Below are 15,527 nucleotides of genomic sequence, written 5' to 3'. Positions count from 1 at the left end.
CTGGCGTGGGGATGTCGCCGTGGATCGTGTCGGATGGGCTGTGGGACCGCTTGGAGCCGCTGCTGCCGCAGCGTAAGCGCCGCTTCCGGTATCCGGGCCGCAAGCCCTTGCCGGACCGGGAGGTGCTGTGCGGGATCCTCTACGTGCTGCACACCGGGATCCAGTGGGAGTACCTGCCCCAGGAGCTTGGCTTCGGCTCAGGCATGACGTGCTGGCGACGTCTTCGGGACTGGAACGAAGCCGGCGTGTGGCAGCGGCTGCACGAGGTCCTGCTAGCTGAGCTGAACGCAACGGCAAAGCTCGACTGGTCCCGCTGTGTGGTCGACTCCTCCCACGTCCGGGCGTTAAAAGGGGGAGTCACACTGGCCCGTCGCCGGTCGACCGGGGCCGGGCCGGCTCGAAACACCACCTGATCACCGACGGACACGGCACCCCGCTCGCGGTCCTGCTGACCGGCGGCAACCGCAACGACGTCACCCCAGCTCATGCCCTTGCTCGACGCGATCCCGCCCGTACACGGCCGAGTGGGCCGTCCACGCCGCAAGCCAGACTCACTGTTCGCCGACCGCGGCTACGACCACGACATCTACCGCGACCAGGTTCGCGAGCGCGGCATCGTGCCGGCCATCGCTCGCCGTGGTACCCGACATGGCACCGGGCTGGGTACCTACCGCTGGGTGATCGAGCGGAGTTTTGCGTGGCTGCACGGCTTTCGGCGCCTGCGGATCCGGTGGGAACGACGGGCGGACATGCACGAAGCGTTCCTCAAACTCGCCTGCTGCCTGATCGCTCACCGAAAACTCGGCTCATTGTGTTAGCCGTTGTAAGAGGGGCTAACAGAAAGCTGGGTGCGGTTCGAGCCTCTGTTGCCGGTGCGTGAGCGCAGATCCCGCAACGCTGGTCGTTTGCCGTTGGATGACCGGCGGTGTCTGCAGGGGATTCTGTTCGTGCTGAATACTGGTATCCACTGGTAGTGGCTGCCGCAGGAGCTCGGCTTCGGCTCCGGTACGAAGTGCTGGCGCCGGCCGCGGAACTGGAACGAGGCCGGGCTGTCGGATCGACTCCACCAGGTGTTGCTGACCGAGCTGCACCAGGCGGGGAAGCTGGACTGGCCGTGGGCGGTGATCGACGGCTCGCACCGGCAGGCACGTCGGGGCGGCCCAAAACCGGCCCGAGCCCGGTCGACCGTGCCAGACCGGGCTCGAAGCACCAGGTGATCACTGCCGCCCATGGCGTCCCGCTGGCCATCAGGCTCACCGGCGGCAACCGGCACGATGTCACCCAGCTGCTGTCCCTGCTCGACGCGATACCCCACATCAAGGGATGCACCGGCAGACCTCGTCACCGGCCGCGGCAGCTGTTCGCCGACTGCGGCTACGACTTCGACAAGTACCGCCGCTTGCTGTGGAAACGTGGGATCAAGCCGGTCATCGCACGACGCGGCGTGCCGCATGGTTCCGGGCTCGGCACCGTCCGCCGGGTCGTTGAGCGCACGAATGCCTGGATCCACGGCTTCCGTCGACTGCGGATCCGTTAGGAGATCCGCGACGACGTCCACGAAGCCTTCCTCAAACTGGCCTGCTGCGTGATCACCTACCGACGCGCCCAAGCATTCTGTTAGCTCCTTTTAGTGCGAGCGTAGAGTCTCATCGACGCGCAACTTCTCCAACATTTCCCTCTGCTGCTTCGCCGATTGAACGCAGCCGGCCCCCGTTTTCTCTACGGCTGTGCGCCGATGGCATGCCTCGACGATTGCCAGCCGGCGCATTGCGACCAGCAGCGGTTCGACAAGCACGGTGAGTGTCACGGCAGCCCCCGCCCGTGGTGCTTGTGCGGACAGCTGCTGGAGCAGCTTCGCGTCGTGGTCCGCCAGCTCGGCCGCATGCCGGGCATACGGAAAGAGCTGGCAGGCGTCGCACGGGTATCCCAGCCGATGCAACGCTGCGACGGAGTCCACAAGCATGTGGTGAGCGATGCTGCCCTCGCCCTGCTGCGCCCCGGCTGTCCAGCCGACATGCTCCAGTAGGTCCCCTACGACTCGTCGGGCCCGGTCAGTGCTGGGATCGTCGACGTCAGCCCCTGTAGAAGTGGGCGGCAGCGCCTCAACGGCGGTAGCGAGCCGCTCGTCCAGGGGCAATAGTGCCGTCGTCCATGCTCGCGAGCACCTCTCGGACCCGGGACACCGGCATGCCGCCGACCTTGACCAACGCCCGGATCAGGCACAAGCGTTGGAGATGCCCCGCGTCGTAGCGGGCCTTGGTGGCGCTGACGCGCTCGCCAGGAGGGAGCAGCCCCTCACGCAGGTAGTACTTGATCGTCGCAGTGGAGACACCGCTTCTTTCGCACAGCTTTGACAGCCGCATCCTTCTTCGCTCCGTTCTGAGGGCCTACCGCTGACGACGCAGCCGCCGGGTTGGCGTCAGTCACGACGTGTGCCATCAGCGTCACGAAGGCCGTGGCAGCGACGCGCGCCGCGGCACTGCTGTAGGTGTCGTGTGCACGAGGCCTGGAGGTGCCATCCGTGGAGCCGCTGGGGCGCGGAAACGTCTTTGGTGTGTGACTCATGTTCTGCCTCCGCAGCGAGTCGCACGGTCAGCCGATCCCGTAGCACGGCACGGCTATGAGCAGGTGCCATCGACGATGTCACCTACATGCCGATAGGGCTTCTTCACGCGTGCTGCACTCTGCTGTCAGAGGGTGTTCCAGATAAGCTGCTTGTCCGCGATCTGGATCACGTCCGGAGCAGCAGTGCGGGGAAACGTTGGCGTAGGAGCCGACCGGTCACGGCAGATGATCTCCACTCCAGGACGCGTGGTCAGCCATCAGGCCGCAGGCTCGGCCTCGCGCCCAGGCCCTTTCATGTCGACAGTCACGGAGGATCTTCCATGTCTTCATGCGCGCGAAGGCGTGCTCGACGCGAGCATGGACGCGGCGGTGTGAGGCGTTGTGTTGCTGCTTCCCTGCCGCAAGTTCCTCGCCTGGAGCACGTCGGTGCGGGATGACCAGCCCGGTGCCCCGATAGCCGCCGTCAGCGGTGGTGGTTACCCGACCGACCATGACCTTCGCACCTGATTCTTCCCATGCCCTTGCAGTCATTGCGGTTTCCGGGCACCGGTCGGCCAACGGCGACGACCAGGCCGCTCTCCGCGTCCAGCACGACCTGGTGGTTGTTGGAGTAGCGGTAGTTCTTGGACTGCTGGGCAATGGCGCGGTCGCGGGTGGGCACCAAAGTGCCGTCCACGACCAGAACAGGGCCCTTGCGAAACCGTTGGCGCTGCTTGAGCGCGAGCAGCCGACCCGATACAGCGGACGATACGAGCGGCTGAGGACTTCGAGACTCCGACCAACGGGGCTAACTGCCGCAGCGTAAGGTTTCGTGCGCCAATACGTGACCACCAACAGCCCACGGTCCTCCAGCGGCAGTGACCGGGGCCGTCCCGGGCGGGACGTACCCACCTCCTGTCGAAGCATCCCCCTGACCAACGCGTCGAAGGACCGAGGGGACAGTCCCGTGAACGGAGCTATCCAGGACGGACTGGACGCCGTGATCACACCAGCCATAGCAAGATCATCCAACTCCTGGCCAGCGGTTACGAGACCGCCTTTAGTAGCGGAAGTTCGCCTTGTCGCCGCGAATTTGGATCACGATCGGCTTAATGATTTCATTCCCCTCCTGCGGGTGGAGTTCGAGCTCCAGGTTTCTGACCGCGCCGATGGCATGCATCAGCGCCTCTTTGCCTCCGCTGTCCGTGGCTGCCACCTGAGCTGCGAAGAGGTCTCCCACCTCTTCCCACCCCTCACCGGGGGCGAATTCGCAGCGGAACCAAGGCTGGTCGATTTCGATGCAGAAGAGGGTGCCAATCGATGTCTCCCTACTCCTCAGATCCCATGACTGCGCGGACACTTACTGCCTTCCTGTTTTAACTGGCTTCTTGGTATCAGAACGTGGGTGGGGCCCGGGCAGATCCCTTCCCGGGCCCCTGGCTAGCTGCGCTAACTAGCGCAGCGATGTCCCTGAGAATCTCTTCGAGGCTGGCGCCGGCCAGGCCTCTTCGCCGACCGACGGCTTACCCGCCGCTCTGCCCATGCAGGCTACGTCGAAACTGCTGCCCCTGGAGCTGGGGTTCGGCTCGGGCCAGACCTGCTGGCGGCGGCTGGAAAGGTGGCCGCCGCGGCTGTGCGAGCCATCATCGGGGCCCCGCTCACGGAAACGCCGTGACCGGGGCCCCAGGATCAGTTGCCGCGGAAGATGCCGACCGCGACTAGTTCCGGTACCGGAACACGATCCGGCCGCGCGTCAGGTCGTACGGCGGGAGCTCCACCAGCACCCGGTCTTCCAGCATGATCTTGATGTAGTTCTTGCGGATCTTCCCGCTGATGTGCGCGAGCACCTGGTGGCCGTTCTCGAGCTCCACGGTGAACATGGCGCTGCGCAGGCACTCGACGACCTTGCCCTCGACTTCGATGACGTTCTTGTTCTTCGTCATCGCACCAGCTCCAGGTTGCTGCTCATCGGCCGGGCGCCGATGCCCTCAATCAGCGCCGAGGCTGCTTGGTTGGACTCGTGGACTTCGGTCCAGGCCGCGGCGAACCCGGAGCGGTGCAGCGTCCCCAGCGCGTGGGCCAGCAGCGCCCGCGCGATGCCGCGTCGCTGCTCGCCGGATCGGACCGCGACCAGCCCGATGCGCGGCCGGTTCACCGTCACCACCCGGATCAGACCCAGGTAGCGGTCCGGCGCCGCGGCCACCGCGTACTTCGACGGGTCGACGATGGTGTCTCCTTCGGGGCGGGCAATTACCTCCGCGGGCATCGACTGCCACCCGACGGTCGCCTCGACTTCGTCACGGATCGCGCGGTCCACCGCCCGCAGCAGACTCTCGTCCGCCTGACCGGCGGGCACGATCGTCACGCCCGAAGGCGGCAGGACTGCTTCGAGCCCTGTGACCCGCGGGTCGGTCGGCACGACGTACTCCCACTCGCGGCGCCGGATCGTGAACCCGGCCCGCCGCCAGCCAACCGTCAGCTCGATGTCGGCTTCGTCGACCACCGTGTACAGCGGCGCCGGCAGTTCTGCCAGCATCGCCTCGGCGAGCCGGTCGAAGATGGCGTCGTGCCAGGCGTCGATGCTGACGAACAAGCGTCCGTCGGGCCGGTGCTCCGCATGCCCGCGGCCGACCACCAGGTCGTCATCCAGTGCATGCCATTGCCTGTCCGCGACGCGCGTGATCATCACCGCGTTCTCGCTCAGGCCAGATGTGAAAGGCTTCGTGTTCATCGGAGTCTCCTTCCAGGAGTGCCTCGATCTCAGGCGCTCCTGGCGACACCGAACGTCAGCCGCCGGACCGTGACGGGTTGAGGGAGCACCCTTGGGTAACTGTGTCCACGGGGCTCACCTCCATACGACGACTTCACGGTCCACCAGGAAAGTAGCAGCGGGGGGCCGCCTCGCTCCAATCCTTTTCCAGGGCTCGTAACGCGATCATGATCCGGTCTTCTTGAGGCGTCTCCAGCAGATGAGGCTGCAAGCCACGAGGGGAAGGAGTCATGGAGTTCGATACGGCGTTCCCAGCGGACCGCGAGGCGTTTGAACTGGTGGAGCAGGGCGAAGGTCTGGGACACGCCGGACGACGTGTTTGGCGGCTTCGGTGGCGTTGCCGTTGCCCCAGGTGTCCTCGCGGAGGATGTAGCTGATGCCATGGGCGCCAAGGGTTCTGTCAGTGCTGGATTCAGCGCCGTAGCAGCCGCTTTTGCATCAATTCGAGGGGCCCGTGCTCAAACCGTCGCAGCCACAGGCTTGCTCCCGTCACCAGCACCAGGCAGATCACCGCCCACAGACCCATCACCCACCACGGGCCGCTGTCCCCCCAACGGGACGCCAGACCAAGGCCGATGCCGTAACAGGCCAGCATGGCGAGCACGTTCTGCAGTACGTAACAGGACAGGGCTGTACGGCCGACGGAGGTCAGAGCGGAAGTCAGTGGGCCCGGATGACGGAGCCGGTCCATCACCATGCCGATGAGGCCGAGGTAGCCGACCGCCAGCACCGGAGCCGTCACGTACCGTTCCAGGAGGAAGAAGCCCGGACCGCCCAGCACGGCAAGAGTGGTCAGGGGGAGGCCGACGCCCAGGCCCCAGCCGGCCAGTCGGCGCCTGATGCGCCGTCCTGCTGCGTCGTTCTGAAAGGCCCCGGCCCTGAAGAGCCGTACGCCGAGCAGGAACAGGAACACCAACAGTGCGAAGGAGAGCACCGGTTCCATGCGCAGCACGACGGCGTGCGACAGCCGGAAGGTGACCTGCTCCGTGTACCCCCCTTCGGCGTACAGCGTCACGGCATCGGTGTCGGTGTCGGGGCCGCCGCCCGTCGCGCCGCCCGAGGCGAACAGCAGGGCAGTGGTGAGCAGTGTCATCGCCGCCAAGTGGAGTGCGCCCATGGCGATCCACGTAACGCGCTGGGCCCGCGCGGAACGTGTGAGCAGCCAGGCCACCAGCAGGGCGACCACCGCGTAACCCATCAGCACATCCCAGGCGAAGACGAGTACGAAGTGCACGGTCCCCTCGGTGAAGAGGAACAGTGCCCGCCACTTGTACCGGCCCGGCCACGGCTGCCCTCGCTGGGCGGCCGACCGGAACTGGATGGCCAGCCCGACGCCGAAGAGAATCGTCAGCATCGACAGGAACTTGCCGTTCGCGAGGCTCCGGAAGACCGTCTCCACCGCCCCGGCCAGGGTTGATGAATCGGCCCCCGCCGAGGTTGCCGCGTTTCCGCTGAGGGCGCCCCATTCGGCGCCCGGCCCGGCGAACAACCAGACGTTGCTCATCAGCGTCCCGAGAATGGCCACGCCACGCAGCACATCCAGCAAGGGCAGGCGCCCCCGCGTCCCTGACCCTGCGTTCCCGGCGCCCCCCTCCCCCGTCACGACGCGCGTCTCCGCTGCCTCGGCCATCCCGGCTCCTCCTGGGTTGTTCGCTTTCCCACCATGGTCGGGGCGCTCGACGCCGGATTTCTCGTCCGCTGCGACGAGATGCCCTACATCCTTCGATGCAGCGGAGACGAAACGTGTGGGACGTAGGGCACAGTGCGCGCGTCGGTGTCATGCGGGCTCTGGCTGTCTGAACCGACATTGGGGAGGACACCTGGAGGCGCCGACGGTGTGGGCATGGGCAACCCTCCGAAAGTCGGTGGCATGGCGGCGCCGCCGCTCGTACCGTGCCCGCTATGAATGCCACGCCGACCGTCGCGCTCCCCCGCCCTGTCCGTGGAGTGAAGGTGTACTCACGGCAGACGGTCGGGGCGTGCGCGCCGACCTACGGACGAGCAGAGCTGGACTTCGAGCCGGCGCCACCGTCGGCCGCCTCGTCTATCGAGTTCGTCTGTACCGTTGAGCCCGAACCATCGCCAGAGTACGAAGAGTCCCTCGCCCAAGGCATTCTGCGCGAGCTGGCCGCGGCGGACATCGAAGAACCCGACGCCCGCCGCGGCCCCCCGGTGAGGGCCCGCGTCATCGTGCGTGCCATGTCATGGCACTGGGTCGACAGTTGCGAGTTGGTATTCGCACGCCTGGGCGCCCTCGCTGTAAGGGAAGCACTGGCCTGTGTTTTGGAAGACCGTGAACCGCAGTTGATCGAGACAAGAGTGAAGCTGCTCTTCACGCCGTCGCCCTGGCTGTCACGGCCTGCCGGGCCGGCTACTCGATCTACTTCACCAGCCTCGACGACATGGTCCGCCACCTCAAAGCAGCCGAGACCGCAGGCCGTCTGACCAGCAAGCTCGGCACCTACCTGCGGCCCAGCGTCCTCGTCGTCGATGAAGTCGGATACCAGCCTCTGGAACGAGCCGAGGCGAACTTGGTCTTCCAGGTGATCTCGAAGCGCTACGAGAGTGGCTCGATCATCCTGACCTCAAACAAGACCTTCAGCGAATGGGGGCAGGTGTTCGGCGACGAGGTCCTGGCCACTGCCATCCTCGACCGCCTCCTGCACCACTGCGAAGTGATCTCCATCAACGCCCCAGCTACCGCCTGGAGAAACCGCCTCAAGGCCATCGAGCGAGAGACCGAAAGCCGCCTAACTGTAGGTGAGATGTGGCCGTGAGGGGCCTGGTTGGCCATCAACGAAGCGAAGTACCGTGACTGCACGGAGTAACGCATCACTCTGGTCACGCTAGGGGTCTCCGATCTCGCTTGCGCCAAGAGTTTCTACGAGGCCCTGGGCTGGCGGGGGCAAGAAGTCGAAGAGACCGTCTTCTTTCAGGCGGGTGGCCTGGGACTGGTCCTATGGGGTCGAGGCAAACTAGCGAAGGACTGCGGCCGGGAGCCCGCACCGGCGGCCGGTTGCGACGGGATCGCGCTGGCACACAACGTCCGGTCCGAAGCGGAGGTTGATGCTCTGCTCACGGCAGTGGAGCAGGCAGGTGGGACCGTTACGAAGCCCGCGGCCATCAACGCCATCGGGTTCTACTCCAGCGCCTTCATCGATCCGGACGGCCATGCCTGGGAGATCGCGCACAACCCCGGGGTTCCCCTCGCCGCGGACGGCTCGATCACCCCGCCCGATTTCGGCAGCCTCTAGGGCTGCACGTTCATCCATACGCAGCTCTGCATTTCACCCCGACCAACGCCTCCCGGGCCAACCCGATCGAGGCGCACTTTGGACCGCTGCGGCAGTTCACCCTCCCCAACTCCCATCACCCCAACCACACCGTCCAAACCCGCGAGCTGCACCGTTACCTGCGCTGGCGCAACACCAACGCCCACCATCCCGACGTGCTGGCAGCCCAACGCAGCGAACGCGCCCGGATCCGCAGCGAGAAGGACATCCGTTGGGGAGGACTGCCCCTGGCCGCAGCGGCCTGACCGTCCCGGCGCTGCGGTCATAGCGGCAGACAGCCGAGCCGCCGATCAGCTGACATGTGCGGCGATGGTCCGTGCGCACTCCATCGACTCAGCATGCGCGGTGTCCACCTCCAGGTCATAGACCATGCCCCGGTGGACCACATCCGCCTGGGACGCCGCCATTCCGATGACCCGATCGCCTCGTGCGACCTCACGGCCTGCAGCAACCGCACTGTCACACCGGACGCCGACCCACAGCACCCGCAGTTCACCCAAAGCCTTCTGCCATCGCTTCTGCGAGTCCGCTCCACCAAGGAAGACCTCATCGACGATCACCCGGGCACCCGCACGGGCCATCGCAGCGACCCCCTCGATCCATGCCGCTTCCAACGTCCGGAACTCCGGGCCGACAATCACCTGTCCGTCCGGAGCGAACTCGATTCCCGCATCCGACGCCTGCATGGACGCGGGCATCGCGTCGACCAGCGTGTCGGTCCCGAGGGCCAGCCACGGATCCGGCAGAACCACCTGCAGACACCGGACGATCCCGGACTTCCCCGAGCTGGAACCACCGTTGAGAACGATCACGTCAGTCATCACCGCGCCACAATAGAGGCAGCGCAGCAACCCGGCCCGGAAAGTGCTCAGTCGATACAGAACTCGTTGCCCTCGATGTCCAGCATCGGGATGCACGACTCGTTTTCCTCACCGGCATACAGTGTCCGCACGTGGGTCGCACCGAGCGCGACCAGTCGTGCGCACTCGGCTTCGAGCGTGGCGAGGCGCTCATCCCCCACGAGCCCGGTGCCGACCCGGACATGCACCCGATTCTTGACGATCTTGCCTTCGGGGACGCGCTGGAAGTACAGGCGCGGGCCCACGCCTGAAGGATCACTGCAGGCGAACCTTTCACCGGTAGTCATTTCGAGGTGACTTGAGGAGTCATTTCCCGGCGGCAGGCAAGATCAATGCAGGTGACTTTTGATGTCGTTCCCGACGACGCGCCGGGGCCCGAGATAACTGACAGAAGCGTCGCCCCCCTGCACCGCGACGGACGACGCTGGTTCCGGACTGTTGATCGTCACGCAGTAGGCTCATTCCGCAACACGACGCGAAGGGGAGATCGGTGGCGCGGGTTGCGGTGATCGGTGGGGGTATCAGCGGACTGGGGACGGCGCTCATGCTTGGCCGACGGGGCCACAGGGTCACGTTGTTCGAGCAGGACGCGCGGCAGGCCGGAGAGGACCTGGAGCGGGACTTCTTCCACTGGGACAGGCCCCGAGTCCCGCAGGCCATCCAGCCCCACTCGCTGCTCGCGCCTGTCCGCACCGTGTTGCGCGCGGAGGCCCCTGATGTCTATACGGACCTGCTGGCACGGGGAGCCCGCGAGTACCACGAGTTCGACTGGTTCGGTGAGCATCCGCCGCATCGGCCTGGCGATGAGGACTTGGTGACCCTGCGCACCCGCCGCATCGTGCTGGAGACCGCCCTGACCACGGCGGTGCGGCGGGAACCCACCGTTGAGGTGCGGCGAGGCTGTCAAGTGCGCGCCCTCACCCTCCGGGAGGGCCGTCCTGCCCGGGTCACCGGCGTGCAGGTGGGTGCGGCAGCCCACCAGGCGGACCTCGTCGTCGATGCGTCCGGTCGCCGCTCGCCGGTGCCCGCATGGCTGATCGCGGCCGGCTGCCGCCCGCCCGTGGTCGACAACCATCGCACAGGGATCGCTTATCTGTGCCGCTGGTACCGCCTGCGCGCCGACGGCCCGCGTGATCCTGGACGGGTGAAGACCGGCTCGGCCGCACCGTTCGCGCTCGCCGTCGTCTTCCCCTCCGACAACGACACCTTCGCGGTGAGCCTGGTGCTGTCCACGACTGATCCCACCCGCGGCGCGCTCACCGATCCTGCCGTGTTCGAGGCCGTCGCTTGCCACTTCCCCGCGACCGCCGCCTGGCTCGACCTGGCACCCGAACCGCACTCCACCGTCCTGGCGATGGCAGGCCTGGACAATCGCTGGACCGCCCTCGCCGACGACGCTGGACCGGTCGTCACCGGCCTGGTCAACGCCGGGGACAGCCTCATCCACACCAATCCCACATTCGGCCACGGCGCGGCCCTCGGCCTGCGTGCCGCCCAGCACCTGGCCACCCATACCGACCAGATCGCTGCGGACCCCATGAGCTACCACACCTGGGCAGCACAGGTCCTCCGCCCATGGTTCGACGCGCAGGTGAAGGCCGACCACGCCGACGAGCAACGCCTCGCCGAGGGCTCACCACCCGCAGATCGGCGGGCGGCCGCCCTGGCCGCCTGCGCCTTTGACGATCCTGTCGTCATGCGGGTCCGCGCCCAGGTGCGCCATCTCCTGCGACTGGCCGACGACGCCTACGGCACCGACGAAGTGGACCGACACGTCACCGCCTGGCTTGCTGCCCACCCAGAGTTCACGCCGAAACACGACGGCCCCACCCGAGATCAGTGGGATGCACTCATCCCAAGCTGAGTGCTTGCCTGGCGCTGCAGGCCTCATTCAGAGCTTCAGCCCGCTCAGCCTGTGCTTTGGTGTGGGCGAGGCGGTAGGACGCGGTGCCGGTCTGGATGATGGGCCGTTGAAGGTCGCGTCGGCGAAAGAGTGCTGGCGGTTGCGCTTTGGTCCGGGCTGAAGGAGCTGCGGTCGCCTTAGGGCGCGCAGAGGCTGTGTCCAGCGTCTTGCGATTTGCGGGCGCAGTGGTTCCTCACGTGCGCAGATTCTAAGGTCAGTTGACGTCGTAGCACTGCACTTCTGAAGGCCATGCGGCACCAACGTGTACTAGCCACGTGAGTGCTATGTGGGGTGGGCGCAGTCAACAGTGCGGATGATCGGCAAGCGGCAGCGAGCCTCCCCGGATGCCCCCTCCGCGCCACGCTGGTGTGATCGCTGCAGCGACCACACCTCTCGTGCATGAGAGTGGCTGATATTGACTCAAGAGTTCTATCTTGCCGACAGCGTGAGGAGGCCCGGGTGCCGCACAAGCCAGCCGCGCGCGACCAGCCGTTTCACCTCGGCCGCGGCGCCTCCACCCGGGCCGACACCACCCATGCCGAACGCTACGGCCAACTCCTGGCAGGTCAGCGGCCCCTGCTCGAGCCCCGACGGCAACCGCGACCACCGGAGCGCTGGCTGCCGCGCCCGGGTCGTAGGCTCACGTGCGTTCCCGGTGGCGCTCCATTCGTGACGGCCGGACGTCTCGCAGACTGCCTCGCGTGACGTGCTGCACGGCTGATGGAAGGACATGGCCCGTAACGGTCTGCCACACTCCAAGTGCGTTGGCAGGAGGGGGACATGCATGGTCATCGTGGGCTTGACAATCATCGCGGTCGTCGTCTTCGTCGTCCTGGGGTTCATTTTCCGGTCCCACGACCGAGACTCCGCGGCCACGCTCGTCCAGGGGATCGGCGCGATCGTGGTTCCCGCCGCCAGCGCAGCGTTATGGCTGACGAACCGAAGGCCGCGGACGGAACTCACCGAGCCGGCACTGCGCGACTTCGCGGACGAGCTGGCTGAACGGGTAAAGGCGCAGTGGAGTGCCGCGGCGAGCGAACGACGGCTGATACATCCGAGCCCCGTGCCGGTGCGCTGGAGGTGGTCGACTCTTCCCGTGTCGGGTCCGGCGACCGACGCAGTGGGCACCGGGACCGGGTCTTCGCGGTTTCGGCCCCTGCCCGGGCTGGCCCCGATCACCGCGGCGGATCTGGAGTCGGGTGCCGTTCGGGACCTGTTCCGCCTCTATGGTGCGCTGGACTCCGGGCGGATGGTGATTGTCGGAGCCGGCGGTGCGGGTAAAAGCGGCGCCGCCATTCGGTTGCTGCTCGACGCCCTCAGCCATCGCGAGGCGCTCGAACCCGAGGCGCGCGCGAGAGTTCCCGTACCAGTGCTGCTGACGCTGAGCGGATGGGACCCGCTGAACCAGCGGCTTCATGACTGGCTCGCCACTCGACTGACCACGGACTACATGTTCAGGAAGTCCGAAGACCACGCGGGCGGTGTAGTCTCCAGGCTCATCGGCACTGGTCGAATCGCCGTCTTTCTCGACGGGCTGGACGAGATACCCGAAGCCGTACGCCCCGCCGCTCTGCGTGCGCTGAACGAGCAGACAAACTTCCGCCTGGTCCTGTTGAGCCGCGTGGGTGAGCTTGTTACGGCCGTCGCCGCGGAGGGACCGCTGTCCGGCTCCGCCGGGCTTGAACTGCTTCCGGTCAGCGCCCAGGACGCGGCGGAGTACCTGACGCGTTGCCAGGCGCAGCCGCCCCCGGAAGCCTGGCGCAGTCTGGTGCGGCACATCCGTATGAACCCTTCAGGCGCAGTAGCTGAGGCACTGGACACACCATTGATGCTCACGCTGATGCGCGACACCTACCGCGGGGATCAGCGCTTCGATCCCGAGCGCTTTGGGGACAGGGCCGCAGTAGAGGACCACCTCCTTGACCGAGTCCTGCCCGCCGCCTATAACGACGACCGGCCCGGACAACCGCGCAGTCGCTACAGCCTCGGCCAGGCCGAGCGCTGGCTCGGAGTCATCGCGCACCAGATGAACAGCGAGGGAAGCCGCGACCTCGCCTGGTGGCAGGTCCCCCGGTGGCGGCCGACCTGGCCGAGAACGGCAGCCAGTTGCCTCCTCCTGGGATTCCTCGCCGGGGCGGCGGGCCTCTTCTGGGCCGGGCCAGCCGCTGGCCTGGGAGCCAGCGCGGTGGTGGGTCTCTCCGTGACGACGTCACTCACATACGGACGTGCCGGGGACTCGCCCCAGCTGTTGGGCCGTCTGCAGTGGAGGGACTTCGTCGTCCGCGAGAACTTCGTGTTCGGGATCGCAGGCGGTGGAGCGGCCGGAGTGGCCATCGGCGTCGCCCTCCTCCTCACCCATCACCGCGTCGTTATGCTTTTCGGAGGACTGGTGATCGGCCTCCTCGCCGGTGTGGTGGGAGGATTCGTCACGGGTCTCAGCAATCGCAGCGCCGACAACCGGACTCCCATCGGTCCTGTCTCCTGCTGGAGACAGGACCGCCATTACACCCTCACCGCCGGAATCGCTGGCGGCCTCGCCGGCAGTCTCATTGGAGGAGCATGCCTGGGACTGCTCGCCGAATTGGCAAACGAGCGCATCTTCGGGGTCATCGACGGATTCCTGTCCGGGATCGCGCTGGTGACGGTAGGTGGCCTCCTGCTCAGTGTGGCGCTGAGCCTGGTGGGATCGGCGACCTGGCGCACCTTCCTCGCGAGTCTCCAGCTGCGCGTGAGGAACGAGGCTCCAATCCGCCTGGTCAGGTTTCTCTCCGATGCTCACGAGCGGCACGTCCTGCGGGCCGTAGGGCCCGTATACCAGTTCCGCCACGCCCGGCTCCAGGATCGTCTGGAAGAGGCGTTCACGACCCGCAACGGGCCCCGAGCCGACGCTTAGCGGCCGCCCTCCGGACCGGACGACGACGGGCGCGGCCCTCCGTCCATCACACCTTGAACTGGGGTGTTGCAACTTCCACCAGAACCCAAGAACCGCCGGGGGCTTCGTCGTGCTGCCCGGAAAAACCACCGTGCCCACCTCCGAGGCCCTGCCCCGCTTCACTACCGACCTCCAGCACCTCGCCCCCCGGCCAGCGCCGCCGCTTCCACCGCATCGTCCGCAACGCGTTCGTCCCCGACCTGAGCACCGGGCTCCACGATCACTCGCCCCATGGAAACAACCGCCCAAACCCGCTCTGCCGACCGCAGCTGTAGCCTGTCTGCCGCTAGCTGGCACATATTTCAGGAGTAGGGATGTTCGACCTCATCGTCATCGCGTACGTTCCCAAGGCCGAAGACATCACCCCGGTCGCCGACGCCCTGGCCCGAATGCGCCCACTGTGCCTTGCCGAGGACGGCTGTGTCAGTTGGGAGGCTTACCACTCTCACGAGGATCCGGCCCGGTTCGCCCTGGTCGAGCGCTGGGCGACTCGGGACCACTGGGAGACCCACGATGCTGGTGAAGCCATCCAGAAGATCTATCTGCCCGAGATCATGCCGCGCATCGAGCGTGAGGTGCACCCGAGCGCTCCGGTACGGCTCTGAAGCCAGGGCCTGCCTTGAGGCGTGATCAAGATGTTGGACAATTCTTCCGGTGAGCGTTCGGTGGCTGGTGGAAGCCCGGTATGGCGCGTACGGGGCTCAGGGACGATGAGTGGGAGTTGATCGACCCGTTCCTGCCTGTAGGCAGGTCCGGCCCCGTAGCCGGAGCCTCTGCGGGAGCAGTTCGAAGGCGTGATCTGGGGTTCCGCTTTGGCAGTCAATGGCGGGAGATGCCACCAGAGTTCGGCGCCTGGCAACCGTTTACAACCACTTCGTCCCAAAGGGCGACACGGCCCCCATTCACTCAGCCCCACGATGCCCCAGCCCCGCCGGGCGGCTTCAGTGAGGACGCAACCCCAGTCCTCCAGCAGGGCGGTGAACTCGTCGAAGTCGCCGATCCAACGACCAGGGTCGGCGGCATGCTCCACGAAGCCCCTGCACAACCCGCTGAGCCGGGGTCGTACCCCTTCCCACGTCGTGGCCAGTTCCCGAACGCTGTCCGGTGACCGCGCGATCAGCAAGCCGTACGAGAATCCAGGGTCGCTACAGAAAAAACCCGGCTCCGTGTGCTGCTCCGCATCGTTCCCATACTCGACAGAGTCTCGAATCAGCCACACCGGCTC

11 protein-coding genes and 7 pseudogenes are annotated in these 15,527 nt (G+C 66.6%); 9 read left to right on the top strand and 9 right to left on the bottom strand.

The annotated features are described in order from the left end of the window. The first annotated feature begins 11 nt into the window (after window positions 1-11). Window positions 12-818, top strand: a pseudogene (locus tag CPH93_RS35135) (IS5 family transposase). A gap of 30 nt (window positions 819-848) precedes the next feature. Next, window positions 849-1,621: pseudogene (locus CPH93_RS35130) on the top strand (IS5 family transposase). 6 nt (window positions 1,622-1,627) lie between these two features. Here the strand turns inward: CPH93_RS35130 and CPH93_RS37495 are convergent. From CPH93_RS37495 to CPH93_RS35100, 7 genes and pseudogenes are all read right to left on the bottom strand, one after another. Further along, window positions 1,628-1,963, bottom strand: a complete 336-nt coding sequence (locus CPH93_RS37495) for a hypothetical protein (RefSeq protein WP_331716967.1) — start codon at window positions 1,961-1,963, stop codon at window positions 1,628-1,630. Window positions 1,964-2,102: 139 nt separating this feature from the next. Beyond that, on the bottom strand, window positions 2,103-2,363 hold the full coding sequence (locus tag CPH93_RS37490) for a MerR family transcriptional regulator (protein ID WP_331716966.1): 261 nt from the start codon (window positions 2,361-2,363) through the stop codon (window positions 2,103-2,105). 418 nt (window positions 2,364-2,781) lie between these two features. Next, window positions 2,782-3,561, bottom strand: a pseudogene (locus tag CPH93_RS35120) (transposase). 43 nt (window positions 3,562-3,604) lie between these two features. Then, the gene (locus CPH93_RS35115; protein WP_096215199.1) at window positions 3,605-3,904 is read right to left on the bottom strand and encodes a hypothetical protein; all 300 of its coding nucleotides are present in this window, start codon (window positions 3,902-3,904) and stop codon (window positions 3,605-3,607) included. A gap of 358 nt (window positions 3,905-4,262) precedes the next feature. Next, window positions 4,263-4,487: a translation initiation factor IF-1 gene (infA, locus tag CPH93_RS35110; RefSeq protein ID WP_010981942.1), complete on the bottom strand. Its 225-nt coding sequence runs from the start codon at window positions 4,485-4,487 to the stop codon at window positions 4,263-4,265. Continuing rightward, window positions 4,484-5,275, bottom strand: coding sequence for a GNAT family N-acetyltransferase (locus CPH93_RS35105; RefSeq protein WP_096215198.1), 792 nt, complete (start codon window positions 5,273-5,275; stop codon window positions 4,484-4,486). The genes infA and CPH93_RS35105 overlap by 4 nt, the downstream gene beginning before the upstream one ends. A 451-nt stretch (window positions 5,276-5,726) precedes the next feature. Continuing rightward, a complete protein-coding gene (locus CPH93_RS35100) occupies window positions 5,727-6,944 on the bottom strand; it encodes a DUF418 domain-containing protein (RefSeq protein ID WP_231977096.1) in 1,218 nt (405 codons plus the stop codon). Window positions 6,945-7,650: 706 nt separating this feature from the next. On the opposite strand from CPH93_RS35100, the pseudogene CPH93_RS35095 reads away from it, so the two are divergent. The 3 genes and pseudogenes from CPH93_RS35095 to CPH93_RS35085 form a co-directional block, all read left to right on the top strand. After that, window positions 7,651-8,091, top strand: a pseudogene (locus CPH93_RS35095) (ATP-binding protein); the annotation flags it as partial. 54 nt (window positions 8,092-8,145) lie between these two features. Then, on the top strand, window positions 8,146-8,568 hold the full coding sequence (locus CPH93_RS35090) for a VOC family protein (protein WP_096215197.1): 423 nt from the start codon (window positions 8,146-8,148) through the stop codon (window positions 8,566-8,568). Between the two features lie 32 nt (window positions 8,569-8,600). Beyond that, window positions 8,601-8,852 (top strand): annotated as a pseudogene (locus tag CPH93_RS35085) (IS630 family transposase); the annotation flags it as partial. Between the two features lie 45 nt (window positions 8,853-8,897). Here the strand turns inward: CPH93_RS35085 and cpt are convergent. Both cpt and CPH93_RS35075 read right to left on the bottom strand, forming a co-directional pair. Then, the gene (gene cpt / locus CPH93_RS35080) at window positions 8,898-9,428 is read right to left on the bottom strand and encodes a chloramphenicol phosphotransferase CPT (RefSeq protein ID WP_096215724.1); all 531 of its coding nucleotides are present in this window, start codon (window positions 9,426-9,428) and stop codon (window positions 8,898-8,900) included. Between the two features lie 47 nt (window positions 9,429-9,475). Beyond that, window positions 9,476-9,736: pseudogene (locus CPH93_RS35075) on the bottom strand (VOC family protein); the annotation flags it as partial. A gap of 221 nt (window positions 9,737-9,957) precedes the next feature. On the opposite strand from CPH93_RS35075, the gene CPH93_RS35070 reads away from it, so the two are divergent. The 4 genes and pseudogenes from CPH93_RS35070 to CPH93_RS36020 form a co-directional block, all read left to right on the top strand. After that, the gene (locus CPH93_RS35070; RefSeq protein ID WP_096215196.1) at window positions 9,958-11,331 is read left to right on the top strand and encodes an FAD-dependent oxidoreductase; all 1,374 of its coding nucleotides are present in this window, start codon (window positions 9,958-9,960) and stop codon (window positions 11,329-11,331) included. Between the two features lie 823 nt (window positions 11,332-12,154). Then, window positions 12,155-14,263 carry a hypothetical protein gene (locus CPH93_RS35065; RefSeq protein WP_096215195.1) on the top strand — a complete coding sequence of 703 codons (2,109 nt, stop codon included), beginning with the start codon at window positions 12,155-12,157 and terminating at the stop codon, window positions 14,261-14,263. A gap of 353 nt (window positions 14,264-14,616) precedes the next feature. Further along, window positions 14,617-14,907, top strand: coding sequence for a putative quinol monooxygenase (locus tag CPH93_RS35060; RefSeq protein WP_096215194.1), 291 nt, complete (start codon window positions 14,617-14,619; stop codon window positions 14,905-14,907). Between the two features lie 80 nt (window positions 14,908-14,987). Then, window positions 14,988-15,158: pseudogene (locus tag CPH93_RS36020) on the top strand (transposase); the annotation flags it as partial. Window positions 15,159-15,527 lie beyond the last annotated feature (369 nt).

Source organism: Streptomyces sp. 2323.1, assembly GCF_900221035.1.
Lineage (GTDB): Bacteria > Actinomycetota > Actinomycetes > Streptomycetales > Streptomycetaceae > Streptomyces > Streptomyces sioyaensis.
This window is presented reverse-complemented; position numbering and strand designations above follow the sequence as displayed.

Coding starts and splice junctions, on each gene's coding strand:
- cpt (WP_096215724.1), bottom strand. CDS start 9,428: ATGACTGACGTGATCGTTCTCAACGGTGGTTCCAGCTCGGGGAAGTCC.
- CPH93_RS35060 (WP_096215194.1), top strand. CDS start 14,617: ATGTTCGACCTCATCGTCATCGCGTACGTTCCCAAGGCCGAAGACATC.
- CPH93_RS35105 (WP_096215198.1), bottom strand. CDS start 5,275: ATGAACACGAAGCCTTTCACATCTGGCCTGAGCGAGAACGCGGTGATG.
- CPH93_RS37490 (WP_331716966.1), bottom strand. CDS start 2,363: ATGCGGCTGTCAAAGCTGTGCGAAAGAAGCGGTGTCTCCACTGCGACG.
- CPH93_RS35065 (WP_096215195.1), top strand. CDS start 12,155: ATGGTCATCGTGGGCTTGACAATCATCGCGGTCGTCGTCTTCGTCGTC.
- CPH93_RS37495 (WP_331716967.1), bottom strand. CDS start 1,963: ATGCTTGTGGACTCCGTCGCAGCGTTGCATCGGCTGGGATACCCGTGC.
- CPH93_RS35100 (WP_231977096.1), bottom strand. CDS start 6,944: ATGGCCGAGGCAGCGGAGACGCGCGTCGTGACGGGGGAGGGGGGCGCC.
- infA (WP_010981942.1), bottom strand. CDS start 4,487: ATGACGAAGAACAAGAACGTCATCGAAGTCGAGGGCAAGGTCGTCGAG.